General features: G+C 49.7%; 24 protein-coding genes. 2 read left to right on the top strand and 22 right to left on the bottom strand.

Features of this window, described 5'->3' with window-relative positions:
- Positions 1-70: 70 nt before the first annotated feature.
- The 3 genes from flhF to flhB form a co-directional block, all read right to left on the bottom strand.
- Positions 71-1,486, bottom strand: coding sequence for a flagellar biosynthesis protein FlhF (gene flhF / locus NO559_RS02745; RefSeq protein WP_258330258.1), 1,416 nt, complete (start codon positions 1,484-1,486; stop codon positions 71-73).
- Between the two features lie 63 nt (positions 1,487-1,549).
- Positions 1,550-3,667: a flagellar biosynthesis protein FlhA gene (gene flhA / locus NO559_RS02740; RefSeq protein WP_309149053.1), complete on the bottom strand. Its 2,118-nt coding sequence runs from the start codon at positions 3,665-3,667 to the stop codon at positions 1,550-1,552.
- Between the two features lie 95 nt (positions 3,668-3,762).
- Positions 3,763-4,935 (bottom strand): flagellar biosynthesis protein FlhB, encoded by a 1,173-nt coding sequence (gene flhB, locus NO559_RS02735; protein WP_258330257.1) that lies wholly within the window; start codon positions 4,933-4,935, stop codon positions 3,763-3,765.
- A gap of 220 nt (positions 4,936-5,155) precedes the next feature.
- On the opposite strand from flhB, the gene NO559_RS02730 reads away from it, so the two are divergent.
- Entirely contained in the window at positions 5,156-5,935 is a 780-nt protein-coding gene (locus NO559_RS02730) for an ABC transporter substrate-binding protein (protein WP_258330256.1), read from the top strand.
- A 5-nt stretch (positions 5,936-5,940) separates the two neighbouring features.
- Here NO559_RS02730 and fliR read toward each other — a convergent pair whose 3' ends face one another.
- The 19 genes from fliR to ttcA form a co-directional block, all read right to left on the bottom strand.
- Positions 5,941-6,720 carry a flagellar biosynthetic protein FliR gene (fliR, locus tag NO559_RS02725; protein ID WP_258330255.1) on the bottom strand — a complete coding sequence of 260 codons (780 nt, stop codon included), beginning with the start codon at positions 6,718-6,720 and terminating at the stop codon, positions 5,941-5,943.
- Between the two features lie 18 nt (positions 6,721-6,738).
- Positions 6,739-7,008 carry a flagellar biosynthesis protein FliQ gene (fliQ, locus tag NO559_RS02720; protein WP_258330254.1) on the bottom strand — a complete coding sequence of 90 codons (270 nt, stop codon included), beginning with the start codon at positions 7,006-7,008 and terminating at the stop codon, positions 6,739-6,741.
- A 9-nt stretch (positions 7,009-7,017) separates the two neighbouring features.
- Entirely contained in the window at positions 7,018-7,830 is an 813-nt protein-coding gene (fliP, locus tag NO559_RS02715; protein ID WP_258330253.1) for a flagellar type III secretion system pore protein FliP, read from the bottom strand.
- Entirely contained in the window at positions 7,827-8,309 is a 483-nt protein-coding gene (gene fliO, locus NO559_RS02710) for a flagellar biosynthetic protein FliO (RefSeq protein ID WP_258330252.1), read from the bottom strand. The genes fliP and fliO overlap by 4 nt, the downstream gene beginning before the upstream one ends.
- A gap of 5 nt (positions 8,310-8,314) precedes the next feature.
- Positions 8,315-8,767 (bottom strand): flagellar motor switch protein FliN, encoded by a 453-nt coding sequence (gene fliN, locus NO559_RS02705; RefSeq protein ID WP_258330251.1) that lies wholly within the window; start codon positions 8,765-8,767, stop codon positions 8,315-8,317.
- A 47-nt stretch (positions 8,768-8,814) separates the two neighbouring features.
- Positions 8,815-9,786: a flagellar motor switch protein FliM gene (fliM, locus tag NO559_RS02700; RefSeq protein WP_258330250.1), complete on the bottom strand. Its 972-nt coding sequence runs from the start codon at positions 9,784-9,786 to the stop codon at positions 8,815-8,817.
- Between the two features lie 58 nt (positions 9,787-9,844).
- Entirely contained in the window at positions 9,845-10,390 is a 546-nt protein-coding gene (locus NO559_RS02695; RefSeq protein ID WP_258330249.1) for a flagellar basal body-associated FliL family protein, read from the bottom strand.
- A gap of 230 nt (positions 10,391-10,620) precedes the next feature.
- Positions 10,621-12,078, bottom strand: a complete 1,458-nt coding sequence (locus NO559_RS02690; RefSeq protein ID WP_258330248.1) for a flagellar hook-length control protein FliK — start codon at positions 12,076-12,078, stop codon at positions 10,621-10,623.
- Between the two features lie 95 nt (positions 12,079-12,173).
- Complete coding sequence (locus NO559_RS02685; RefSeq protein WP_258330247.1) at positions 12,174-12,509, bottom strand: Hpt domain-containing protein; 336 nt, start codon at positions 12,507-12,509, stop codon at positions 12,174-12,176.
- 63 nt (positions 12,510-12,572) lie between these two features.
- On the bottom strand, positions 12,573-14,279 hold the full coding sequence (locus NO559_RS02680) for a SpoIIE family protein phosphatase (RefSeq protein WP_258330246.1): 1,707 nt from the start codon (positions 14,277-14,279) through the stop codon (positions 12,573-12,575).
- A gap of 34 nt (positions 14,280-14,313) precedes the next feature.
- The gene (locus tag NO559_RS02675) at positions 14,314-14,619 is read right to left on the bottom strand and encodes an STAS domain-containing protein (protein ID WP_258330245.1); all 306 of its coding nucleotides are present in this window, start codon (positions 14,617-14,619) and stop codon (positions 14,314-14,316) included.
- 126 nt (positions 14,620-14,745) lie between these two features.
- Positions 14,746-15,195, bottom strand: coding sequence for a flagellar export protein FliJ (gene fliJ, locus NO559_RS02670; protein ID WP_258330244.1), 450 nt, complete (start codon positions 15,193-15,195; stop codon positions 14,746-14,748).
- Between the two features lie 17 nt (positions 15,196-15,212).
- Positions 15,213-16,595, bottom strand: coding sequence for a flagellar protein export ATPase FliI (gene fliI, locus NO559_RS02665; protein ID WP_258330243.1), 1,383 nt, complete (start codon positions 16,593-16,595; stop codon positions 15,213-15,215).
- A gap of 7 nt (positions 16,596-16,602) precedes the next feature.
- Complete coding sequence (locus tag NO559_RS02660) at positions 16,603-17,376, bottom strand: FliH/SctL family protein (RefSeq protein WP_258330242.1); 774 nt, start codon at positions 17,374-17,376, stop codon at positions 16,603-16,605.
- A gap of 62 nt (positions 17,377-17,438) precedes the next feature.
- Positions 17,439-18,467, bottom strand: coding sequence for a flagellar motor switch protein FliG (gene fliG / locus NO559_RS02655; RefSeq protein WP_258330241.1), 1,029 nt, complete (start codon positions 18,465-18,467; stop codon positions 17,439-17,441).
- Positions 18,460-20,130, bottom strand: a complete 1,671-nt coding sequence (gene fliF / locus NO559_RS02650) for a flagellar basal-body MS-ring/collar protein FliF (RefSeq protein WP_258330240.1) — start codon at positions 20,128-20,130, stop codon at positions 18,460-18,462. Before fliF ends, fliG begins: the two co-directional genes overlap by 8 nt.
- Positions 20,131-20,177: 47 nt before the next feature.
- Complete coding sequence (gene fliE, locus NO559_RS02645; RefSeq protein WP_258330239.1) at positions 20,178-20,558, bottom strand: flagellar hook-basal body complex protein FliE; 381 nt, start codon at positions 20,556-20,558, stop codon at positions 20,178-20,180.
- Positions 20,559-20,848: 290 nt separating this feature from the next.
- A complete protein-coding gene (locus NO559_RS02640; protein WP_258330238.1) occupies positions 20,849-21,691 on the bottom strand; it encodes a mechanosensitive ion channel family protein in 843 nt (280 codons plus the stop codon).
- A 100-nt stretch (positions 21,692-21,791) separates the two neighbouring features.
- Positions 21,792-22,778: a tRNA 2-thiocytidine(32) synthetase TtcA gene (gene ttcA, locus NO559_RS02635; protein WP_258330237.1), complete on the bottom strand. Its 987-nt coding sequence runs from the start codon at positions 22,776-22,778 to the stop codon at positions 21,792-21,794.
- Between the two features lie 218 nt (positions 22,779-22,996).
- Here ttcA and NO559_RS02630 point away from each other — a divergent pair, with 218 nt between their 5' ends.
- Entirely contained in the window at positions 22,997-23,977 is a 981-nt protein-coding gene (locus NO559_RS02630; protein ID WP_258330236.1) for a malate dehydrogenase, read from the top strand.
- Positions 23,978-24,146: the final 169 nt, after the last annotated feature.

The raw sequence follows: 24,146 nt of genomic DNA, 5'->3' as shown, positions 1-24,146 counted from the left end.
TTGCTCTGGCATTCTACACTAACTGTTCTGAATACCTAGCGATTCGCTAAGCCTATTATGCCTATCAACGCTAACTGATTAAGGCCTGTAATTCGGCGCTCATATCTTCGTCATCGACTTGTTGATCTTTTGCCAGCTCTATGGCCTGGCGCACAATACTAACCGGCTCGGCTATGGCTATATCCTCAGGGATATTTTGACCATGGGTACTGTAGGCTATGGGTAAAGCTTTCTCTACCGATAAGCTAATACACTCTCCTAAACTGGCTGATTCATCCAGCTTAGTCAAAATACAGGCTGCTAGATTATCGGTTTTATAGTGGTGATAAGCGGCCCTTAGCACTCGTGGCTGGCTGGTAGTAGGCAACACCAATATGGTTTTAACTTTAGCAGCCAGCTCATTAATCGCCTGCGCCTGTTTGATTAAACGCTCATCTTGATGAGTGAGACCGGCAGTATCGACCAATACCAGCTGCTTGTGGCGCAGGCCGTGCAGCACCCTATCCAGGGGATTGTTTTTATCCACCACCTTAACCGGTACATTTAATATGCGCCCCAAGGTGCGTAATTGCTCATGAGCCGCTATGCGGAAGGTATCGGTAGTCACTAGCGCCAAGCTGTCAGCACCGTGAGCCATGACATAGCGGGCAGCCAGCTTGCCTATAGAGGTAGTTTTACCGGCACCGGTAGGCCCGACAAATACAAATACCCCTTGCTGGTCTATCAAGTCCTGGCCCACTACGGGCAACTGGCGACTTAAACGCTGCATTAGCTGCATCCATACATGCTTTTGGGCACCTAGCTCGCTAAGCCCTTCTAATAGCTGATTGGCCACTTTGGCCTCTAAGCCCATACGCTTTAACCGTCGCCATAGGCTAGCCTTTTCCGGCTCGCTGGAGGCAAACTGGCCCCAGGCCATAGAAGATAATTGCTGCTCTAATAACTGGCGCATCGATTGTAGCTCGGAGCGCATTTGCAGCACTTGCGGGTCCTCCGTTGCGCTAGTCTTTTGCTGGGACTGGGTATATTCTTGCACTGCCGCGGCTACCGCCTCTTGTATAGCCTGTTTATTTTGTTCCGCCTGCTGCAGCTGCCCGATCTCATTGGCTGCGGGAGTTTGCGGTTGATTGAGCTGCGGGTCGAAACCCTGCTGCTGCATAGCCGCGGCAAATTTGTTTTGCTCGCTACGCCCTAGCGTCGCCGCCAATGCAGCGGCTCTTTGCTTGGCTTGATTCTGCATTCTATCGACTTCTTGCTCCAGCTTGCTGACCTGCTTGGGCTGGGCCTTTTTCGGCTGGGCGTGGGGCTGCATATCCGCAGGAAATACGCCGTTGTCATCGGGGTCGGGTCGGTCTATAGCGGTCACCAGCTCAATACCTTCGGCCACGCGTTTATTCGATAGAATAACCGCATCGGCGCCCACTTCTTCCCTGACCTTTTTTAAGGCCTGGCTCATACTGGGAGCTACGAATCGTTTTAATTGCATCACGGTACCTATTTATTAAGCTTGCTGCTTATCAACCTATCCACTGTTAACCCTGCTGGGCAGTTAACCAATTGTGCTCTCTATGGTGACCTGCTTGTCATCGGGTATCTCTGCGTAAGACAACACCTGCATATCGGCCGCGCTATAGCGTATAAATTTCGCCATGACTGCTCGCAGCGGCGCGGAAACCAATAATACCGATGGCTTACCTGCCATTTCCTGCTGCTGCGCCGTTTCCTGCAGGGCCTGTTGCAAACGCTCTGCCAGCCCCGGCTCTAAAACTATGTCATCGCCGTTACCGGCTTGCTGGGACTGCTGTAAAGACTTAAGCAATAACTGTTCCATAGCTGGATCTAATGCAATAACCGGTAGTAAATTGTCGCGACCGTAGATGCCCTGTACGATCACGCGCCTTAGCGCCACCCTCGCCGCCGCGGTTAATGCGGCAGAATCTTGACTCTGAGCACCACTGGCTGCCAAGGCTTCGGCGATAGTACGCAGGTCGCGTATGGGCACTTGCTCGGCCAAGAGGTTTTTTAACACCGTGAGCAACATATTAAGCGGCACTACATTGGGCAGCTCCTCCGCTAATTTAGGCGAGCTTTTCGCCAGCTTATCTAGCATTTGCTGCACTTCGTCGTGGCCCAATAATTCGTAGGTATGCTTTTGCAACAACTGATTGATATGGGTGGCCACCACGGTGCTAGCATCCACCACGGTATAGCCCAAGGTTTGCGCCTGATCTTTGGTGGCGGGGTCTATCCATACGGCCTCTAAGCCAAAGGCTGGGTCGGTAGTTGGCACGCCGTCTAACTTACCAAAGACCTGACCGGGATTAATCGCCAAGTCCCTATCGGGATAAATTTCTGCCTCACCGGCGGTGACACCCAGCAAAGTAATGCGATAGGCATTGGGCAGTAGCTCCAGGTTGTCGCGTATGTGTACCGAGGGGATTAAAAAGCCCACCTCTTGTGAGAGTTTTTTGCGTATACCTTTAATACGGTTGAGCAACTCGCCGCCCTGAGATTTATCCACCAGCGGTATTAGCCGATAACCTACCTCTAAGCCTATGGCATCTACCGGCTGCACATCATCCCAACCCAGCTCCGGTAATTCCGCAGCCTGTTTGGCGGCTACTTCTTTTTGCTCTAGCTCGCCGCGCTCAATCAGTTGCGCTTGCTCAATTTTTTGCTCGCCGTTTTTGTTGATATACCAGGCCATGCCGCCAGCCATAGCCGCCAAGGTTAAAAAGGCAAAATGTGGCATGCCGGGGATTAGGCCCATAAAGCCCAATATCGCAGCCGCCACACTCAGCGCCTTGGGCGACTCGAACATTTGGTGCATGACCTGCTCGCCCATATCCTTGGAGCTGCTTACCCGCGTCACCATTATGGCCGCCGTGGTAGAAAGTAATAGTGAGGGTATTTGCGCGACCAGGCCGTCACCTATGGTCAGCAGTGAGTACACCTGCATGGCTTGGCCAAATTCTAAGTCATGCTGCACCATGCCTATGCCTAGGCCGCCCAAAATATTGATGGCCAGTATCAACATACCCGCAACCGCATCGCCGCGTACAAACTTACTGGCACCATCCATAGAGCCGTAAAAATCGGCTTCACTGCCCACCTCTTCGCGGCGGGTACGGGCCTCGTCTTGGGTAATCAGGCCAGAGTTTAAATCGGCGTCTATAGCCATTTGTTTACCGGGCATGGCATCCAAGGTAAAGCGCGCACTCACCTCTGAAATACGGCCAGCACCCTTGGTCACCACCACAAAGTTAATAATCATTAAGATTAAAAACACCACCAAGCCCACGGCGTAGTTACCGCCTATGACCACCTCACCAAAGGACTGAATCACTTTACCAGCCGCATCACCGCCCTTGTGGCCCTCTAATAACACCACGCGGGTAGAGGCTACGTTCAAGGCTAAACGCAGCAAGGTCGCAATCAACAAAATGGTGGGGAATACCGCAAAATCTAAGGGCCGCAAGGCATAGGCTGCAACCAGCAACACCACAATGGCCAAGGCGATATTAAAAGAAAACAGCACATCCAATAAAAACGGCGGTACCGGTAAAATCATCATACCCAGCAGGGTTAGCAGTAGCACCGGCACACCTAGATTACTGTGTAAGATGGCCTGCATGGGGCTAGTGCTTGCGGGGGGGTTAACTGCCATGGTTGTTTTATCGTCTCGATGTAGGTGCCAGTTTTCTGGCATATGCTGTGTTTATTGTGCAAATAAGGCTAATAGAGCAAAAAGCCTTCCAGTTTTTAAGTTTCTGGCTTATCCGGCCTAATTATTTTGCCATCCACCCCGTAATGCACATCGTCAGGCACATCGATATCGGCCATAGGCTTGGGCTTGGCCCCCTCACCCTTGCGATAAGCTTTAAGCTGGAACACATAGGCCAGCACCTGCGCTACGGCCATATACAACTGGCCGGGGATTTCCTCATCCAGCTCGGTGGTAAAGTAAATTGCCCTGGCTAATGGCGGTGCCTCCATCATCATGACCTCGTGGGCCACCGCAATCTCACGAATTTTTAAGGCGATTTGATCGGTACCCTTGGCCACTACCACCGGCGCACCACTGCCCTCTAAGTCGTAGCGCAAGGCTACCGAGAAATGCTCGGGGTTGGTAATGACCACATCGGCGTTGGGCACTTCAGCCATCATGCGGCGCTGTGCCACTTCTCGTTGCAGCTGCCGGATACGGCTTTTCACTTCCGGCTTACCCTCGGAGTCTTTCATTTCATCCTTGACTTCCTGCAGGGTCATTTTTAATTTTTTCTTGTGCGAGTACAGCTGGTAAGGCACATCGAATACGGCAATAAATATCGTGGTGGCACTAATAGCCAGCACCGAGTAGGACACCACCTCTATGGCATGCGGCACCGCCTCTTGTATGGAAGAGACCCCTAAGTTAAGTAACTCACCCTGATAAAAATTTAATACCAGCGCCGTAATACTGGCGACCAATAAAAACTTGGCCAAAGACTTGGTTAACTCCACCAGCGAATTGGCAGAAAACAAACGCCCCATACCCTTAATAAGATTTAAGCGGCTAAATTTAGGCATTAGCGCCTTGCCGCTGAGCATCCAGCCGCCCAGCAGAATATTGCCCACAAAGGCAGCCACAGCCAGTATCAACATAAAGGGAGTGAGGGCTTGAATAGCGGAATAGGCGGTGGCCGCCAAATGAGCCACCATCATTTGCTCATCAAAGGCAGCGGCTCTATCCAGGCTAAAGTTATAGCGCATCACGTTTTTTAAGGCTTCGGCCAAATCACCGCCAAAGCTAATTAAACCCAGCACCCCGCCCACTAGCACAAAGGTGGTGTTTAGCTCTTTAGAACGGGCTATCTGGCCATCATCCTTGGCTTTTTGCAGCTTTCTGGGGGTGGGCTCTTCGGTTTTTTCCTGGCCGTTTTCGTTCTCTGCCACGCTAGCACTCAATTAAAGTATAACGACGGCGGCCAGCGTCAAAAAAATCGCAACCACCTCTTATTACAGCTATAGAGCAAGACTTGTGCCTAGATCCACCAGCAGCTGTAGCTGCACAAGCACTAAGCTTAAAGTGAACAAAAAACAAACCAAAAACTACCCAATAAGAAAATTGCCTATATGCTTAATACTATGTACAGCCGCCACTAGAGCCTTACTTATGTATTTATTGACTTATCTCAAACCAAAAGCCCTGATCGCCCTCTTAATACTGGCCTGCCATTTGCCCACACAAGCTCAAGACTGCCGCTTAAGCATGGGCTGGGAGCACTGGCAACCCTACGCCTATAAAAATGAACGCGATGAAATCAGCGGCCTGGATATAGAGCTAGTGACAGCCATATTAGATAATATGAATTGCCAGCTAAGCTTAAAAAGCATGCCTTGGAAACGATTACTAAGCGACACAGAGGCAGGAAAGGTCGACTTGGTCTCTGGCGCCTCGTACACCAAAGAAAGGGAGCAATGGGCTTATTTCACTCAACCCTACCGACAAGAAACCCGAGCTTTATTTGTACGTAAAGGCAGCAGTGAAAGCTATGCCATTAACGATCTAAATGATCTTATAAAAACCAAGTTTAAATTGGGCTTAACTCGCGGTGTATACAATGGCGAGGCCTTCGAAAAAATGATGGCTAAGCCAGAGTTTAAAAAACTTACCCAGGTCGTAAGCAAAGAATCTATAAACCCTAAAAAATTATTAAAAGGTCGCATAGATGGCTATATCGCCGATGCCATGTCTGGCAGCCACACCTTGCGTGAGTTGGGCATATTAGATCAAATTGAAATTCATCCCTACACAATCTATGCCACAGATGTGCATGTACTTATTAGTAAAAAATCAAATAAAGCCGAACGCGTACAGCAGTTTAATAACAGCCTAATACAGCTACAAAAAGCAGGTACTTTACAGGCAATTATCGATAAATACTTACAGTAAAAGCGCTAACGTATAGCCACTAAATCGGCCATCATATCCAGGGCGTCGCGGGTGAAGTATTCGAAGTGCGGCAGGTAATTACCCATGGTGGCCCAGATTATGGCCAAACCCAAAATAACCATAAACGGGAAACCTATAGTCATAATATTAAACTGCGGTGCCGAGCGGGTAATCACCCCTAACGCGGCATTGACTATCATTAAAGAGGTGACCGCTGGCAGCGCCATTAATACTCCGGCGGCAAACATCCAAGTAAACCAGCCCATAATACTCCACAGCGCATTATTGCTAATAAACCCTGCCCCTACTGGCAGCACGATAAAACTTTCCGCCAACACCTCTATCATCGCCAGATGGCCACCCACAGCCACAAATAATAAGGTGGCCAACATCAAATGAAACTGACTGACGACGGTAACGCTAATGCCGTTACTGGGGTCTACCATGGACGCAAAACCCAAGCCCATTTGCATAGCAATCATTTGCCCCGCCAAAATAAATACCTGCAACAGCATCTGTAAGGCCAAAGCCATGGCCACGCCAATTAAAACTTGTTGGATGGTAATAAAAGCCGAATTTAAACTTACCGCATCAATAGCGGGCATAGCAGGCAGCACGGGGGCTAAAACCAAAGCGGTCAATATAGAGAGCATTAAACGTATGCGAGCTGGCACCAACTGGCTACCCACTACAGGTGCCAGCATAAAAAAACCGCTAATACGAAACAGCGGCCAAAGATACTGGCCTAACCACCCGCCTATTTGTGCCGCTGTGATTTCTACCATGGGTTATTAACCTATGCCCTAACCGATCAAGGTAGGGATGGCCTCCAGCAGACGAATAAAAAAATCCATGACCTTGTTAAGCAACCAAGGCCCTGCAACAACCAGAGAGGTTAAGGTAATTAATAAGCGAGGTAGGAAACTTAAGGTTTGCTCATTGATCTGGGTCGCCGCTTGAAACATGCTCACTATCAAACCCACTAATAAGCTGGGCACAACCATAACCGCAACCATTAGCATAATAATAAAAATCGCTTCTCGAAAAATATCCAGGGCAACTTCAGGCGTCATAGCAGCACCCTAATGACCAAAGCTGGCAGCGAGAGTGCCTATAATCATGGCCCAGCCATCCACCATCACAAACAGCATAATTTTAAAGGGCAAGGAAATGATTACCGGTGACAACATCATCATACCCATGGCCATGAGCACACTTGCCACCACCATGTCGATAATCAAAAAAGGTATAAATAATAAGAAGCCTATTTGAAAAGCCGTTTTTAATTCGCTGGTAACAAAGGCTGGCGCCAATACAAAAAACGGGACTTCTTCGGGGCTATTTACCGGCTCCGTTTTTGAGATACGCATAAACAAATCTAAATCCGACTCGCGGGTTTGCGACATCATAAAATAATGAAACGGTTTAGAGCCCACCTCTAAAGCCTGCACCGAGGTCATCTGCTCGTTTAAATAAGGCTGCACCGCAGTGTCGTTTACCTCGTTAAACACCGGCATCATAATAAAAATTGTGAGAAATACCGTTAGGCCTAATAGAATTTGTGATGAGGGCGAGCTCTGCAAGCCCAGCGCCTGCCGCAGTATCGCAAACACGATAATAATGCGGGTAAAGGAGGTCATCATAATTAAAAAAGACGGTAATAAGGTGAGCACCGTCATCAATGCCAGAATCTGCAGAGTCACCGTGTACTCTTGGCTGCCATCGGCATTGGTAGTCAGTTTAACCGCCGGTATACCAGCCGAGGATTGGCTAGCGGCTTGGCTTAGCGCAGTAGCCGCAGAGTTAATAGAGCTGGTCGAGCTGCTTTGGGCGTTGGCGGAAAGCGTAAAACACAACAGTACTAGCAGGCTAAAAATAGTGTAAAAACGACTCATTGCTTGCGGCTCTCAGCACTGGGGTTTTGTTGCTTATGAATAAACTGCTTTAATTTATTGGCAAAATCGTGAGGCTGCGCAGCCTCACTAACAACTATTTTTTCGTCAAACACATGCAGGGCATTAACACTGCCCGGTGCTACCCCGACTAAAATTTGCTTGTCACCCACATCAATGAGTACGGCTTTTTCACGGGTGCCCAGGGACAAAGTAGACACCACCTTCATGTGCTGGTTGGCCATAAAGCCGGTTTTGTTATAGTGCTTAGCCAACCAGGCCAACAGCAAAATCAAACCCACTACAAACAATAAGCCTAACAACACTGTTAAGGGGCTAGAAGTTGTTACGGCCTCACCATGCTTGATGGAAGTTAGCGGCGATTTGGCAGGCTCCGCAGCCAAGGACGCTAGTGGCAACAATAACAGCGCCATAAACTGCCACAGCTGTTGTTGCATTGCTGGCCATGCTTTATTGCTCATAAGCCTTACCGCAGTTTTTTAATACGTTCTGAAGGGCTAATCACATCAGTCATGCGTATGCCAAACTTCTCGTTGACTACCACTACTTCGCCATGAGCAATGAGTGTGCCATTAACCAAAACGTCCAGCGGTTCACCGGCCAACCTATCCATTTCTATCACCGAGCCCTGATTTAGCTGCAGTAAATTGCGTATGCTGATTTGGGTGTTACCTACTTCCATAGAAATACGCACGGGTATATCTAAGATCACATCCAAATCGGGGGCATCACCACTGGGCACGGAGGTATCGGTTAGCTCTTCCATAGGCGCAGGTTCTGCTTCGGGAGCGGTATCTTCTTGCGCACCGGATAACAGCGCATCTATATCATCCTGATCGGCTTCAACCCCCTGTTCTGACATTGCAGCGGCCCACTCATCGGCCATGTCATCTTGGTTGACTTCTTCATCATCGCTCATAGTAAAGCTCCACTAATCTGCACTTGGGTGCGGCTAATATTTTGTGTCTAAGATAAGGATTTACGATCAATCTTATCAACTACTTGTAAGGCCATATTGCCTTTGGATACGCCTAGCTTGGTATTAAATACTGGCACATCATTGGCAAATAACACCATGGTATCGGGGATGTCCACCGGTATGACATCACCCTCTTGTAAATCTAATATATCGCGCAAGGATATTTGTTTTTTGGCTATGGTGCCGTTCAACGTCACCGTGGCACCCATAACATCTTCACGCAGGGAGTTAACCCAGCGATCATCCACATCATCCACATCGGTTTGTAAACCGGCGTCCAGGGTTTCGCGTATGGGCTCTATCATGGAGTATGGCAGGGTAATATGCATATCACCGCCACCACCATCTAGCTCTACATGAAAGGTGCTTACCACCACCACTTCACTGGGGCTGACGATATTGGCCATAGAGGGGTTAACTTCGGCGTTTACAAACTCAAACTGAACTGGGTATACCGCCTTCCAAGCCTCTTGCAAATCGACAAAGGCATCGCGCAATACCATTTCCACCACCCGTAACTCGGTGGGGGTAAATTCGCGGCCTTCAATTTTAGCGTGTCTACCATCGCCACCAAAAAAATTATCCACCAATTTAAACACCAGTTTGGCATCAAAAATAATTAAGCCGGTGCCGCGCAGCGGCCGCAGCTTAACCATATTTAAACTGGTAGGCACATACAGGGTGTGTACGTATTCGCCAAATTTTTGTATTTGTATACCACCTACCGCTACGTCAGCAGTGCGGCGCAATAAATTAAACAAGCTAATACGGGTATAGCGAGCAAAACGCTCGTTGACCATCTCTAGGGTGGGCATGCGCCCACGCACAATGCGGTCTTGGCTGGTTAAGTCGTAGGAACGCGCCTCGTCAAAATCCAAATCGTCTTCGGTATCAACATCGCCATCGTCTACGCCGTGCAATAAGGCATCGATTTCTTCTTGTGACAGTAAGTCCTGCACGTTAGCCCTCTATCGCATTTAGCATATAATTTATTACAGCCATCTCATTGCCACCCTGTTACTGCATTACAAAGTTGGTGAATAGCACTTGCTCTACACCATCTTCTTTGCCAGATTCTTCGGTGATTACAGCTTGCACCCCTTGCATAACCTGCTGGCGCATAAGCTCTTTACCCTCATTGGTTTGCAACTCTTGGTAAACACCGCCCCCTAAAATCATCACCAAGCGGTTTTTAATTAGCGGCAAGTGTTTTTGAATAATGGCAAACACTTCGGGATCGCGAGTCATAATGGTGACATCGGTTTGTAAAAAACGCTGCCGACCACGCGACTGAAAATTGACCACAAAAGGCGGTTTAATAGGGAAATACATCGCATCGGGCTTGCCTTTTGGTGCCGCCTCAGCGGCTGCCGCTAACTCTTCCTCGGTAGGAGGTGGTGGATCAAAAAAGCCTAGGAAAAATAAGGTTGCCCCTACTGAGCCCCCTATTAGCAATAATACAACGGCAATAATCGCAATAAGTTTGCCCTTACCGCTTTTCGCCGTGGTTTCTTCTTCTGCTACTTCGTTGTCTTCTTCTGCCATGCCATTTTTCCGCCGCATTGAACGCTCTATCCTCTGGCAGCAAAAGCTATGCCAGCCTTAGAACAGTTTTTATTTTTTTAAAAACAATTGCTTAGCGTAATATTTGCGCAATCACACAAATATCCCAGCCAGAGAGGAGTGTAATGCAGCTGACTAAAAATAAGGAGGGTTGCGGGTGAATTTATTGCAAATTCATACCCGCAGTATCACGTCAAATTTGTGAGGTAACTCAATCTTTAAGCTTGCCTTTAGACGTAGGCGTTAACCAAGCCCATAGGCTCTAACGATGCTGCCGCCTCAGCCTGACTATCATCGCCCGCCTCATCAGCCTGCTGGGCCAGGATGCCACCTTGGCCTGCCTCAGCCTCGTCATCGCCCTGCTCAGCCTTATCCTGACCGGCGTGCTCAGAAACATCGACATTAACCATGTCCACCCCCTGCTCGGCCATAAGCTCGCGCAACTTAGGTAGGTTTTGATCCAGGGCATCACGCACAGCGGCATGCGGGCTGGTGAAATTGACGGTGGTTTGCTCTTGGCTGGTATTAATTTTAACCATTAAAGAACCCAGTTCTGGCGGGTCTAGTTGAATTTCGGCGCTGTGTATTTGCTGCGAGCTCATCCACATCACCCGCTGCATCACCGTATCGCCCCAGCCTTGTGCCATCACGGGGGTGGACACCGAAGTTTGAAATGACTGGCTGGCCGCTTGCGCATAACTGCCCCCGCCTTCAACTTTGGGGTAGCTCGCGCTTAGGCTGGCAAGGCCAGCTGATAATTTATCAGCGCCCACGCCAGCCGCTGCTATATCCGTCTGTACTGAAGTGGCATTGGCAGCTAACAGCGCCTCAGCACTTTGCCCGGTGCCCAGCGCGGCACCTTGACCGGCCAGCGGATTTTGCCCTAGCCCTGAGTTTAAGCTATTGATGACATTATTCTGACCACCCTGAATGGCATTGAGTTGGCCGGCGGCGCTTTTTGGCTGGTTGCTACCAGAGCTATTGATCGCTTCTCCGTCCAACCATTGTTCAGCTAGCGCTTCTGGGTCTAACAACAATTCACCATTAGCGGCAGCCCCTTGCTGTTTGAGGTTATCCATAATCATCACCATGCCCTGTGCTTGGGCGCTTTGTTGTGGCAGTGGCGCTGCCGCGGCACTGCCTGCAGCTAGCGTCCCCGTTGTTGCGGCAGCCTGGCCATTAACGCCAGCCGGGGTTTGCCAGGCAATTTGCTGCTCTAAACCAGCGGGCAACCCTGACTTGCCATTGTTAGTGGTAGCAGGGTCAGTTCCGGATAATGTGGCTGCTGCTGACTGAGTTTGGCCGCTGACACTCCAGCCCGCCATAGCTTGAGGCAATAAGCCTGGCAATAACTCACCGGCAAACTGCAAACCATTGCCGCTATCGGCTAAAGCCGGTTCGGGTGTGAGGCCATTGGCCAACAGAGCTTCTTGACTAAAATCGAAATGGGGGGTCGCTGTACGTGAACTTTTATTAACACTATTAACGGGTTCGGCAGCGCTAGCCATATGCTCGGCAAAAGCTTTATCAGCAGCGGCAGGCTGGCTGTACTCGCTGTGGCCCTGGGCTTGCGAGGCCTTGGCTGTAGACGCAGCTTTAGCACCCAAGCCTACACCAGCAGCCTTATCCACACCGGGTGCTGTGGCCGGGCTGCTTTGCCCTAGCAGTAACTGGCTAGCTGTATCCATTTTATTCCCCTATACAACGCAATATCGCTGTGAGGAATAATGCAGTTTAAATGCCAAGTTTTTGCAGGGCTTAAGTCAGGTTATGCGGTTGATTTTTAAAGGGCTTGAAGCGCCTCTCGAACTAGCGAATACTCTTTGCGAACTTGTTCCAGCAAGTCGTGGGTCTCTTCTAACTTGCTCTCTGCGCCCATGCTCTCAAGGCGACGACATAAATCCGCTAGGCTCAACGCTCCCATATTACTGGCGCTACCTTTTAAGCTGTGAGCTGCACGCCTTATCGCATCTGCGTCGGCCGCATTAACCGTCTCAGCTATACTGGTAACACGCATATCACTGTCGGTGATAAACGTCTCTACTAAATGGGTAAACTCTGCCCCCATTACTTCGCGTAGAGTTTCTAGTGATTCCATATCCAAATGTTCCAGTACCATGTCTTAACCTTATTGTTAATTTTTCTTATTCACTTTGGGCATTGCTGCCTATGCGGTGCTAAGTCAGAACGCGGACTCGCCCCAGCTATAAACAGCCCTCACTGCATTGCCCCTACCTCTATACTCTAACGTAGAACACAGTTTTGCAACTAAATGAACGCCGCGGCCACTATAAACGTCACCCCCAGCCAAGCCTAAATTCTGATAGTCAAAGCCATCCCCACTATCGACTACATCAATGATTAGCGCACCGCCTTTGCGGCCACCTTGATAGTCTAGGTCAAAGCGTATACTGCCAGCCTGCAAATTTTGCAGTAAAACCTCACGACTTTGATAATAATGACTAAAGCCTTCGCTAGAGTTTTTAGTCGCCGACTCCAACTTGAGCACACCGTGATCTAATGCATTATTAAAAAGTTCTGTGAGTACAGTATAAATTTGGCCACTAAAAGTGCGCAACATGGGCACCTGTACAATCACATTGAGCATTAGCGGCAAGGGATTAAATGAACGCAAAGTATCGGGGTTTAATTCATAGCTCATGCTCCACTTATCGGGGCCGGCAAAGCTACTATCCTGCGTCAGCACATGACTAGCTTTAAAATTTTCTGGACTAACTAAGGTAATTTCCATTACCGAGATATCATCAGTGTGTTCGCTGGCGCCTATAAATTGATTAACGGCCGCGTTCACCTCATTAAATAAACTTTCAGGCCGGCTATTGTTTTGAAAGACATCAAATAAACGCTGCTCGCCAAATTGTTCGCCCCGGTGGTTCTCCGCCTCATGTATACCATCCGACCACAAATACAATCTATCGCCCACATGCACATCATACATTTCTGCTCGGCTATTAAATTGGCTGGCAGGCAGCACCCCCAAAGGTAAATGCCTAGATTTAAGCAGGCTAAGCTCGCCACTAGCGGGCTTATAGATTACGCAATCAGGCAGGCCGCCATTCCATACCTTTATCGTGCCCTCGTGAAAATTTATTTCCGCCAACAAGCCGCAGCAGAAAACCCCTACGGGCAACACTTCGTTCAGTTTTTTATTGATTTCTACCAATATATCTTGATGGTTAAATCCTTTTTCAATCATGCTGTAGAAAGTTTGCGCCAGCGGCATAGCGCCCAGCGCAGCATCTAAACCGTGACCAGTAAAATCCCCTAAAAACACCATCAGATTACCCAGCGCATTAACCCCTGCCAGCACCACATCGCCGTTAAACACCGACACTGCCGATAGCGAATGTTTAATGTTATCGGCATCTAAACAACCCACATGGGCGACTTTGTCGAATACTCGCTTGGCTACCTCCTGCTCGCGTATCAACATGCGATTGTGTTCGGAGATTTGATCGCGATTTGTTAGCAGGGTGTGGTTCATGGCCCGCATGCGGGTGAAGGCATTGATCTTGGCGCGTAGTATTAAGCTGTTATAGGGCTTGCTGATGAAATCATCACCGCCGGCATCTAAACAGCGCGCGAGGGAGTCAGCATCTTGTAAAGAGGTAAGAAAGATAATGGGGATGAAGTCTTCACCCACTTGTTTTTTGATGCGCTCCGCAACCTCAAACCCATCCATGCCGGGCATCAGCGCATCGAGTAAAATCAGGTCGGGCTGCTCTTGCTGAAACAGCTGTAGCGCCGTTAAACCGTTATCGGCGGAAACAACCTGGTGCCCCTGCTTGCGCAGTATGGTCTCTAGCACCAGCCTATCGGTGGGGTTGTCATCTACAACCAGTATTTTTATAACGGCGGGGGTAAGCATCTATGCTACGGGGGTACACTCACTCGCTGAGCAATTACTTAATAGTAAATAATTGCTCGAAATTGGAAATCGCCAATATTTTTCTAACGTCATCACTGCAATTAACGACTGATATATCCGCCTCATCACCACCAGCATAATCTTTTAGCAGTAGTAACATGCCCAATGCAGAGCTATCGAGATAAGTGGTTTCTTGCAAATCCACAACATAGCGCGCTACTTGGCTGGGCTGCCCCTCATAGGCACGACGAAAATCTTGGTGCGAACTAAAATCAAATCTCCCTTCAACAGCTATGGTTAATTCACTTCCATCCGCTGAGATAACCGATGTTATTGCCATTAAAACGCCTCACTGAACTGTTCAATTTTATATGATTATATAGGTAGTAGTGACTATAGCGTACGGAAAAACTAATACCAGTCATAACGGTATATTTTTTATGCCTAAATCAACACTGCTTAAAGCTTAATCGGCCAATTCACTACGCTTACCGCTGGCCCTGTCGTCTAGTTCGCGCTGTATTTTTAACTCTTGCTCTTGGTCTTCTTGCTGCTGTTTACGGACCACTAATTTTTCCATGTTTTTTTCACTGGCGTAGCGCTTTTGCCATTGCTGGCGATGAAATTCAAACTGAGTTTCCGCCACCGAGCTGCGCTGATCCTGGGTGTAGACGGCCTCTTCCAAATCACTATAAAAACGCTGGTAATTGCGCATTTGCTGGCTGCTTACCGGCTGGTTTTCATAGTTGTGAAAGTGTTTATTATATTCGCCTTGGTAAACCCTGAGCTGCTCACCCTGTGCCTGGTTACGCTGCACGGCAGCTGCAGCTTGGGCCAGTTTCTCCGCTGCTTGCTGTTGCTTAATATGGGCTAGCTTTAAAACCACTTGTAAGCGCTGTGAACTTTTCTTAGCCATAGCTTAACCCTGCGCCATTAACGGTTACCGTTAGTTGCGGGCATTTGCCCAGAGCTCTCTGCCGCCGCAGGTGCTGCGATCACGGTATTGAGCTGCTGAAAGCTGCTGCTCACATCAAAAGACTCGTTTAAACCTTGCTGCAAAAACTGCTTAATGGCGGGAAGTTTTTCTATGGCTAGATCGGTTTCTGGGTCACTGCCAGCCACATAGGCACCCACGCTGATTAAGTCGCGGCTTTGCTGGTAGCGTGAGTACAAAAAGCGCAGGCGCTGAGCCTGTTTGAGCTGTTGCTCCGACACGATATTTTGCATGGCGCGGCTAATAGAGCCCTCTATGTCTATGGCGGGATAATGGCCTTCGTCCGCGATGGCGCGCGACAATACGATGTGACCATCCAATATCGCCCGTGAGGCATCGGCTACTGGATCTTGCAGGTCGTCGCCCTCGGTTAATACGGTATAAAAGGCCGTTACCGAACCGGTGCCATCGGCATTATTACCCGCCCGCTCTACCAGATTGGGAATCATAGAAAACACCGAGGGCGGATAGCCCTTAGTGGCTGGCGGCTCGCCTATGGAAAGGGCGATTTCACGCTGGGCCTGAGCATAGCGGGTTAATGAATCCATCAGCAATAGCACATGCTTACCCTGATCGCGATAATACTCTGCCAAACGGGTGGCTAACGCGGCGGCGCGCATACGCATCAGCGGTGCCTCATCGGCTGGGGCTGCTACCACTATGGCCCGGCGCATACCCTCTTCATCCAAGGTGTGCTCTATAAACTCTTTAACCTCACGGCCCCGCTCACCTACTAGGCCTACGATGACGATATCGGCCTCGGTAAATTTAGTCATCATGCCCAGCAACACACTCTTACCCACACCGGAACCAGCAAATAAGCCTATACGCTGGCCCCTGCCCACGGTCAGTACCGAATTGATAGCTTTTATGCCTACATCCAAGGTTTCGCTAATCGGCTTTCTGGCTAGGGGGTTGATGGCCTCGCCTTTCATGGCAATAAAGCCGCTATTGTTAAGCGGCCCTTTGCCGTCTAAGGGCCTACCAGCACCGTCTATGACTCGGCCCAGCAGCTCGGCACCTACTGGCACACGGTCTTGATAGTCTATAGCCAATACTTTTGCCCCCGGGGTAAAACCCGAGGATTGCTGTATAGGCATAAGAAATAATTTATGCTCGGCAAAGCCTACTACTTCGGCCTCTACCTGATGCTGCTCACTGTTAATGACCACACAGCGATGGCCTATGGGTAACTGCAAGCCCATTACTTCCAAGGTCATGCCCACCACGCGTACCAAGCGGCCGTATACCAGCGGCTTGCTCTGCACTGCGGTGCTGGGCTGGTAATGCTGTAGGCGCTGGCTAAATAAGGGGCGACTCATATAAGGCCTATGCCCCGGGGCCGGACTGATCGTCGGCAGGCTTAGTGAGCAGGGCCGCCTGATCGCTGGCCAATTCGGCATAGCGGCTATCGACTAGCTGCCTAACCGTTTGCTGAAATTGTTGCTCAGTGCTGTAATCGGCAACGCTGTATTGGTTGCTTACTCGGCAGCCCCCTGCGCTCACACTGGCATCAGCATGCAACTGCCACTGAGGCTCTACCTGCCCCATATCGGTGACAAATTTATAATCTTGGGGGTTAAGGTAAATATCCACTTTTTGTGCTTGCGCATCTATCGCGGCTATTGCGTCGTGTATCACCCGCTGTATATGGCTGGCATCTAGGCTTAGCTCACGCTGTAATATGGATTCGGCCACGCCGGTGGCTAGGTCTACCAGCACCTGCTCTAGCTCATTATCCTGAGCCTGTAGGGCATCGTTTAATTGTGCAGTAATAGACTGCAGCCGCTCTAAGTGTTGCTGGATTTGTTTTTGGCCTTTTTGCAGGCCTGCCCTATAGCCTTTATCTAAGCCCTGCTGCAGCCCTTCTTGGTAGGCCTGTTGCTGCACATCCTGTTTGATGCGCTGGCTAATTTCTTCAATTTGGCCCACGGTTAATTTGCTGTAGACCACTAGGTTTTTATCGATGCTGGGGGCTTCGCCACGAGCGATATCGCGGCGGGTTTTTTCCGCTTGCACAATTTGCCCTTCATTCACCTCAGGCAGTTCCCAGCGGGGGAAGCTCAATGATTGCACGGCGGGGATACGATCAGTATTTTTCATTCATTAACCCAATACAGCTTTAAGCTAAGCGCTGGCGCGGTAAGCACCAGAGCAGCGTGGTGTTACAGCATTTCTTCGCCACCGCCACCCAGCATAATTTCGCCGGCGTCGGCCATACGGCGGGCAATAACCAGAATTTCTTTTTGCGCCCCTTCCACTTCGCTGAGTTTGACTGGGCCCTTGGCTTCGAGATCGTCGCGTAACAGCTCGGCAGCACGTTTAGACATATTGCCAAAGATATGTTCTTTGAGCTCCTCGTCGGAGCCTTTGAGCGCCAAGATAAGCACTTCGGAGGAAACCTCGCGCAATAGCGCTTGTATGCCGCGATCGTCCACCCCTTTGAGGTTGTCGAATACAAACATAAGGTCTTGAATTTGTGTGCCCAGATCTTCGTCCACCTCTTTGATGGAGTCCATCAGCTCGCTTTCCATGCTGCTGTCTAGGTTGTTCATGATTTCGGCAGCGACTTTTACGCCCCCCATCTCTTTGGTTTGCGAGCCTGAGCTTACCGAGAACTGGCGCTCTAAGATATCGTTTAGCTCTTGCAGGGCATTGGGCTGCACCGAATCCAGTGCTGCCACCCGCATAACAATATCTAGGCGTACTTTATCTTGCAGATTGGCCAACACCTCAGCGGCCTGATCACCATCTAGGTAGGAGACTACGATGGCCTGAATTTGCGGATGCTCGTGGCGAATAATATCGGCCACGGCGCGGGCATCCATCCACTTAAGCGTATCTAGGCCGGTGGTATTACCGCCCAGTAAAATCCTATCAACCAGGGAGTTGGCTTTATCGTCACCCAGCGCCTCTACCAGCATATTGCGTATATAGCCGTCAGAACCTACCCCCAGGCCGGTTAAGGTGCGCGCCTCATGCAGGAAGTTAGTCATCACGGTTTCTACGTGCTTTTGCGGCACGTTTTCTAGGGCGGTCATGGCGGTGCCTATGCGCTGCACTTCTTTGGGCCCCAGATGCTTAAGTACCTCGGCAGCTTCTTTCTCACCTAGCGACATCAGCAAAATCGCTGCTTGATCCAGTTTGCTTATATTGACTGTTTCAGCGCCGCCCGCTGCTTCATTATCACTCACCGCTGTTCACCCATTGTTTAACTACTTGTGCCACTCTGCCGGGGTCTTCGGCAATTAAGCCTTTTACAGCATTTATTTGCTGCTCATAATTTTGCCCGGGGCCGGTTAGCAGCATACTATCGCCACCGGATAAAGTAACGGTTTCATCAGCTAAATCACCGCCTAAGTCCGCGGATAAGTCGTTTAGCGCTTCCTGCGCCTCTAGTTCACGCATTTCTTTAGAGGTGTCTGTAAGGTTACGCATAACCGGGCGTAACACCCCAAAAATAATCACCAAGACAAATAAGCCCCCTAGCACTTTTTTCGCCAGATTAACCATTTCCGGCTGCTGCCATAGGGGCTGCTCTTCGATTAATTCCATCTCCTGCTCGGGGATGGGGATAAACTCGGCATTAATAATATTAACGCTATCGCCACGCGCGGCATCAAAGCCCACCGCATCGCGAACCAGCACGGACAATCTATCCAGCTCTTCTTGGGGCATGGGCACTGAATTCATAGCACCCGTGGTGGCATCTTTTTTCACCATATTATCCACCACTACCGCTACGCTCAGGCGGCGCACTCTGCCGGTTTGATGGCGGGTGTAACTCACCGTGCGATCCAGCTCATAGTTGCGGGTAGCCTGCACTCGGCTGCTGCCTCCGCCCGCATCCGCTGCACCGCCTTGCGCGGTGGCATTTTCGGGGGCTGCACCATCCAAAGGCGGCTGATTACTTAAGGCACCGGGCACACCGCCTACCCCACCACCAGCACCGCGGCCTTCTTCTAGGGTTTGCTCACTGCGTATGGCGGGTAAGTCAGGGTTAAATTGCTCTTCGGCTTGCTCTATTTCGGTAAAGTCCACATCGGCACTGACTTCAGCTCTAAACTTATCTTCACCTAAGATACGTACCAAAATGGAATTAATACGCTCTACGTAGCGTTGTTCTAACTCCTTGGTGTATTCCATCTGCCTGTTGGCAGCCACCATTTTTTCGTCGGTTTCAAAATTGGACAGTAAGTTACCGCGCTGATCGACCACGGTGACGTCCTGCAAGGCTAATTCGGGGATACTGGAGGCCACTAAATTGGCAATGGCTCTAACCTGTGGTGGGTTTATGCCTACCCCGCTATACAAATCAACAAATACCGAAGCCGTAGGCTTGCGGGAATCGCGCACAAACGCAGAGGTTTTGGGTATGGCTAAGTGCACACGGGCCGCGCGTACCTGTCGTATGCTGGTAATGGTACGGGCTAACTCCCCCTCTAAGCTGCGCTTAAAACGGGCATTTTCCATAAACTGGCTGGTGCCTAGGGGGCGCTCTTTGTCCATCAGCTCAAAGCCAAAGCTGCCGTCAGCAGAGATACCCTCACCCGCTAACTTTAGCCGGGCATCGTGGATTTGGTTGGCAGCGACCATTAAGGCTCCGGTTTTTTCATCCACTTTATAGGCAATTTGATTGCTATCTAAGATGGTGAGTACGGCACTGGGGTCCATACGATCCAGGTTGGCATACAAAGGCTTATAATCTTCACCCTGTGACCACAACACCACGGCAAAACCTATAGCCACACTGGCAGCTAAACCTATCATCAGCCCCAGCTGACGCATAAGATTTAAACCACTAAAACCTTCAAACATCTGGCTTTGTGGTAGTGATGAGCCGCCTTCTGCCGCCATATTATTCTCTCTTTAGTTTAGCTTGTTGATATACCGCAATAGGCCGATTAAACCGGCATATTCATCACGTCTTTGTAGGCCTCTACGACTTTGTTACGTACTTGAGTCATGGCATCAAACGCGACCGAGGACTTTTGTGAGGCTATCATCACCTGCGACAGACTCACCCCCGGCACGCCCTGCTCATAAGCGACCTTCAGGCTGGAGGCGGTTTTTTGTGACTGATTAACCCCATCGACGGCGCTTTTGAACATGGTAGAAAAACTAGGCGAGCTGCTATCGGCCTGTTCTATACGGCCATTCAAGGCCTGCTGCACACCCTGGGTGCCCTGCAGCTCTACACCGGCCTGACCGGCAGGCATGGTAGCGGCTTTCATCTCACGCATTTGGCTGAGTAAATTATTAATATCAGTACGACCTACATTCATCGTGCGTCTCCTCTTACCTCTAGCTTTAGCTTTAGCCCTTGGTTAAGCAATGCCAAACCCTGTCAGATGTTTGGCGCTAGCTACGGCGGCTGGCTTGAATTGTAGTTTTGCAGGTAGTGACAGCCGATAAATTGACTTTTGGGGCGCACTACCCAGCTAATACAGGCTTGTTTGCATAAAACAGGCCAATTTTAAAAACAGAGGTGTGCTGTGCCCTAGCCCAAGCTATGGCACAGCGTATAGAGATAAACTTAAGAGGATGAAGTTAAGCCTTAAAAGCCGGCTTATATTTACTGCTGCGCGTCTTGTAATAACCGCACTTCCCGTTGCGGGAAAGGAATATCAACACCATTACTTCTCAAGGCGTTAAAAATAGCCTGATTGACTTGATACAGCTGCTGATAATACTGCTGGGTAGGCAACCAAATACGTATGCCTAAATTAATACTGCTATCACCAAAGCTGGCTATGCCTAGCTGGGCTGGCTTAAGCCCCTGTAAACAGTCCAGGTGGTTGAGGGCTTGCTCTATATACTTGATGGCTTGCTCTGGGTCTTCGTGGTAGGCAATACCTATACCTAGCTCCGCCAAGGTATATTGCTGGGAGTTATGCAGAATCTCACCAATTATATGTTTATTGGGTATGCTAATACGCACCCCGTCCTCATCCACCAATAGGGTATAAGCTAAGCGTACTTCATCAACCTGGCCGGTTACTCCTTGCACGCTAATCGTGTCGCCCACCACAAAGGGACGGGTAATAATAATGTGGAAGCCGGCGCTGTAATTGGACAACATGCCCTGCATAGCCAAGCCCACACCCAAGGATGCAGCACCCAACAAGGCCAAGAAGGGGGTGACACTGATGCCGACCTTGCCCAGTGCAATAATCGCCACCATTACAATAATTAAAACTTTAACGCCGGCGGCGATAAAATGGCTGAGGGTTACATCAAACTGTTTTTTCTCCAGTAGCCCCAGTACCCAATTGCTGACCTTGCGGGCCAGCCAAATGCCCAGCAACAAAACAATAATGGCACCGAGTATTTGAAAGCTATAGGCTACAAAAAACTCTACTACCATTTTATATATAGCTGTGGCCTGCTCTAACTCTTTGGTAAGGTTTTGTTCCATCAATACTACCTCTATCGTTTTATTGTTTATGGGTATGGACTGCGAGAGCTAGAGTATAACTAAGCTTGATGTTTTATTACCCGACTTAAATAGCTCAACTTTATATCTCAACTACATTCACCATCTGCACACCATTACCCGCCGACGACACCTTGGCCTCGGTAAAGGCGTATTCAGCCTTATCGTTAGTGCGATCCAGTGGCAGGGTATCAAAATCAAACAGGTTTTTATCCGCCAGCTGGCTGGGGCTAATATGCTGGGTGGCGCGGAAGATACTCTCTACCCTACCCGGCTGCTGCTTATCCCAGCCTTGCAACATAGCCTTAATATTTTGCCGCTGTAAATTTTCCTGCGAACCACAGAGGTTACAGGGAATAATGGGGAACTGCTTGGCATCGGCAAATTTAATCAGGTCTTTTTCACGGCTATAAGCCAAGGGCCGTATCACCACATTGCGCTGATCATCGGAGCGCAGCTTAGGCGGCATGGACTTCATGCGACTGCCGTAAAACATATTTAAAAACAGCGTCTCTACCATATCGTCCATATGGTGGCCCAGGGCAATTTTAGTAGCGCCTATGCTCTCAGCAAAGCTGTATAAGGTACCGCGACGCAAACGCGAACACAGGCCGCAGGTGGTTTTGCCCTCGGGCACCTTCTCTTTAACTACGCTGTAGGTATCTTTATCAATGATGTAATACGGCACTCCTATGCGCTCAAAATAGGCGGGCAGGATATGCTCGGGAAAGCCGGGCTGCTTTTGATCCATATTAACTGCAATCACTTCAAAATTTATAGGCGCAGCCTTTTGCAGGTTGATCAATATATCCAGCATGGCAAAGGAGTCTTTACCACCGCTGATACAGGCCATGACCACATCGCCCTGCTCTATCATGCTGTAATCAGCTATGGCCTCGCCCATTTGCCTACGCAGGCGTTTTTGCAGCTTGTTAAACTCCAGCTTCTGTTTTTTTAGCTTGGCGGCCTCCTCTGCGGAGGGCTGAGCTGCTAAGGGGGTATTGTTTGCTGAGGGGGTAAAAAGCTGTTCCACAATAAAACCACGGCCTAGTTGGGTGTGAATAAACATGTCAATGGCGCGCATTTTAATGGTTTTTGCTCAGGATTACCCCTTTATTTCACGCCATGGCTAGCCAGAAACTGGTAATTTAAAGGCCAAATCACTAGAATTAGCCCGCCTTAAAAGGCCTTAGCGTCAGAAAGACGCGGCAGCCTGGGAAATCCCCTGCCGCTGCCATACCAACGCTCATTGCAACATTTTATTTGCAACACATAGGAATCATCACAATGAAACAACCTGTTCGCGTTACCGTTACCGGTGCCGCTGGCCAAATCGGCTACGCACTACTATTCCGCATTGCCTCAGGCGCAATGTTAGGCGACGACCAGCCCGTTATCCTTCAACTACTAGACATCACCCCAGCCCTGGACGCCCTAGAAGGCGTAAAAATGGAGCTAGACGACTGCGCCTTCCCATTACTAGCCGGTGTAGTATGCACAGATGACCCGAACGTAGGTTTTAAAGACAGTGATTACGCCCTATTAGTAGGCGCGCGCCCACGTGGCCCCGGCATGGAGCGTAAAGATTTATTAGAAGCTAACGCCGCTATTTTCTCGGTACAAGGCAAGGCAATTAACGACAACGCCAGCAAAAACATTAAAGTCTTGGTAGTAGGCAACCCCGCCAACACCAACGCTTTAATCACTCAGCGCAACGCGCCAGACATAGACCCACGCAACTTCACCGCTATGATGCGCCTGGATCACAACCGCGCCAAGTCTCAGTTAGCCGCCAAAACGGGCAAAGCCGTTTCTGACATAAAAAACATGACTGTGTGGGGCAACCACTCAGCCACTCAATACCCAGATCTTTCTACTGCTAAAGTTGCCGGTACCCCCGCACTAGAGTTAGTTGAGCAAGACTGGTACGAAAACGACTACATCCCCACCGTTGCCCAACGTGGCGCAGCCATTATTAAAGCCCGTGGCGCGTCTTCTGCCGCTTCTGCCGCTAACGCCGCCATAGACCACGTACGCAGCTGGGCCTTAGGCACAGAGGGTGACGATTGGGTAAGCATGGGTGTTTACTCTGACGGTTCTTACGGCATCGCCGAAGGCTTAATCTACTCTTTCCCCTGCCGCTGTAAAAATGGCGATTGGGAGATTGTTCAAGGTGTAGAAATCAGCGAATTCAGCCAAGCTCGCATGAAAGCCACTGAGCAAGAGCTAACCGAAGAGCGCGATGCAGTGAGCCACTTATTACCTTAAGGGTTAATAGGTAGTTGGCTAGTTTGAGAAACCCAGCTTTTTAGCTGGGTTTTTTTATGGGGGTTGGTTTTGGTGGGGTAGCACGGAGGCGGCTGTTGTAGTGGTGGTGTATGGCGGTATCCAGAACCAATCATCCTGTCATACCCAAGGCACTCCTTTCAGTCGCGGG

The organism is Dasania sp. GY-MA-18 (assembly GCF_024734385.1).
GTDB classification, from domain to species: domain Bacteria; phylum Pseudomonadota; class Gammaproteobacteria; order Pseudomonadales; family Dasaniaceae; genus Dasania; species Dasania phycosphaerae.
The sequence above is the reverse complement of the archived record's forward strand: the minus strand, read 5'-3'. Positions and strand labels throughout refer to the sequence as shown.

Excerpts from the sequence above, each read along its gene's own strand:
- flhF (WP_258330258.1), bottom strand. The coding sequence starts at position 1,486 with ATGCAATTAAAACGATTCGTAGCTCCCAGTATGAGCCAGGCCTTAAAA.
- flhA (WP_309149053.1), bottom strand. The coding sequence starts at position 3,667 with ATGGCAGTTAACCCCCCCGCAAGCACTAGCCCCATGCAGGCCATCTTA.
- NO559_RS02730 (WP_258330256.1), top strand. The coding sequence starts at position 5,156 with ATGTATTTATTGACTTATCTCAAACCAAAAGCCCTGATCGCCCTCTTA.
- fliR (WP_258330255.1), bottom strand. The coding sequence starts at position 6,720 with ATGGTAGAAATCACAGCGGCACAAATAGGCGGGTGGTTAGGCCAGTAT.
- fliQ (WP_258330254.1), bottom strand. The coding sequence starts at position 7,008 with ATGACGCCTGAAGTTGCCCTGGATATTTTTCGAGAAGCGATTTTTATT.
- fliP (WP_258330253.1), bottom strand. The coding sequence starts at position 7,830 with ATGAGTCGTTTTTACACTATTTTTAGCCTGCTAGTACTGTTGTGTTTT.
- fliO (WP_258330252.1), bottom strand. The coding sequence starts at position 8,309 with ATGAGCAATAAAGCATGGCCAGCAATGCAACAACAGCTGTGGCAGTTT.
- fliN (WP_258330251.1), bottom strand. The coding sequence starts at position 8,767 with ATGAGCGATGATGAAGAAGTCAACCAAGATGACATGGCCGATGAGTGG.
- NO559_RS02695 (WP_258330249.1), bottom strand. The coding sequence starts at position 10,390 with ATGCGGCGGAAAAATGGCATGGCAGAAGAAGACAACGAAGTAGCAGAA.
- NO559_RS02690 (WP_258330248.1), bottom strand. The coding sequence starts at position 12,078 with ATGGATACAGCTAGCCAGTTACTGCTAGGGCAAAGCAGCCCGGCCACA.
- NO559_RS02685 (WP_258330247.1), bottom strand. The coding sequence starts at position 12,509 with ATGGTACTGGAACATTTGGATATGGAATCACTAGAAACTCTACGCGAA.
- NO559_RS02680 (WP_258330246.1), bottom strand. The coding sequence starts at position 14,279 with ATGCTTACCCCCGCCGTTATAAAAATACTGGTTGTAGATGACAACCCC.
- NO559_RS02675 (WP_258330245.1), bottom strand. The coding sequence starts at position 14,619 with ATGGCAATAACATCGGTTATCTCAGCGGATGGAAGTGAATTAACCATA.
- fliJ (WP_258330244.1), bottom strand. The coding sequence starts at position 15,195 with ATGGCTAAGAAAAGTTCACAGCGCTTACAAGTGGTTTTAAAGCTAGCC.
- fliI (WP_258330243.1), bottom strand. The coding sequence starts at position 16,595 with ATGAGTCGCCCCTTATTTAGCCAGCGCCTACAGCATTACCAGCCCAGC.
- NO559_RS02660 (WP_258330242.1), bottom strand. The coding sequence starts at position 17,376 with ATGAAAAATACTGATCGTATCCCCGCCGTGCAATCATTGAGCTTCCCC.
- fliF (WP_258330240.1), bottom strand. The coding sequence starts at position 20,130 with ATGGCGGCAGAAGGCGGCTCATCACTACCACAAAGCCAGATGTTTGAA.
- fliE (WP_258330239.1), bottom strand. The coding sequence starts at position 20,558 with ATGAATGTAGGTCGTACTGATATTAATAATTTACTCAGCCAAATGCGT.
- NO559_RS02640 (WP_258330238.1), bottom strand. The coding sequence starts at position 21,691 with ATGGAACAAAACCTTACCAAAGAGTTAGAGCAGGCCACAGCTATATAT.
- ttcA (WP_258330237.1), bottom strand. The coding sequence starts at position 22,778 with ATGTTTATTCACACCCAACTAGGCCGTGGTTTTATTGTGGAACAGCTT.
- NO559_RS02630 (WP_258330236.1), top strand. The coding sequence starts at position 22,997 with ATGAAACAACCTGTTCGCGTTACCGTTACCGGTGCCGCTGGCCAAATC.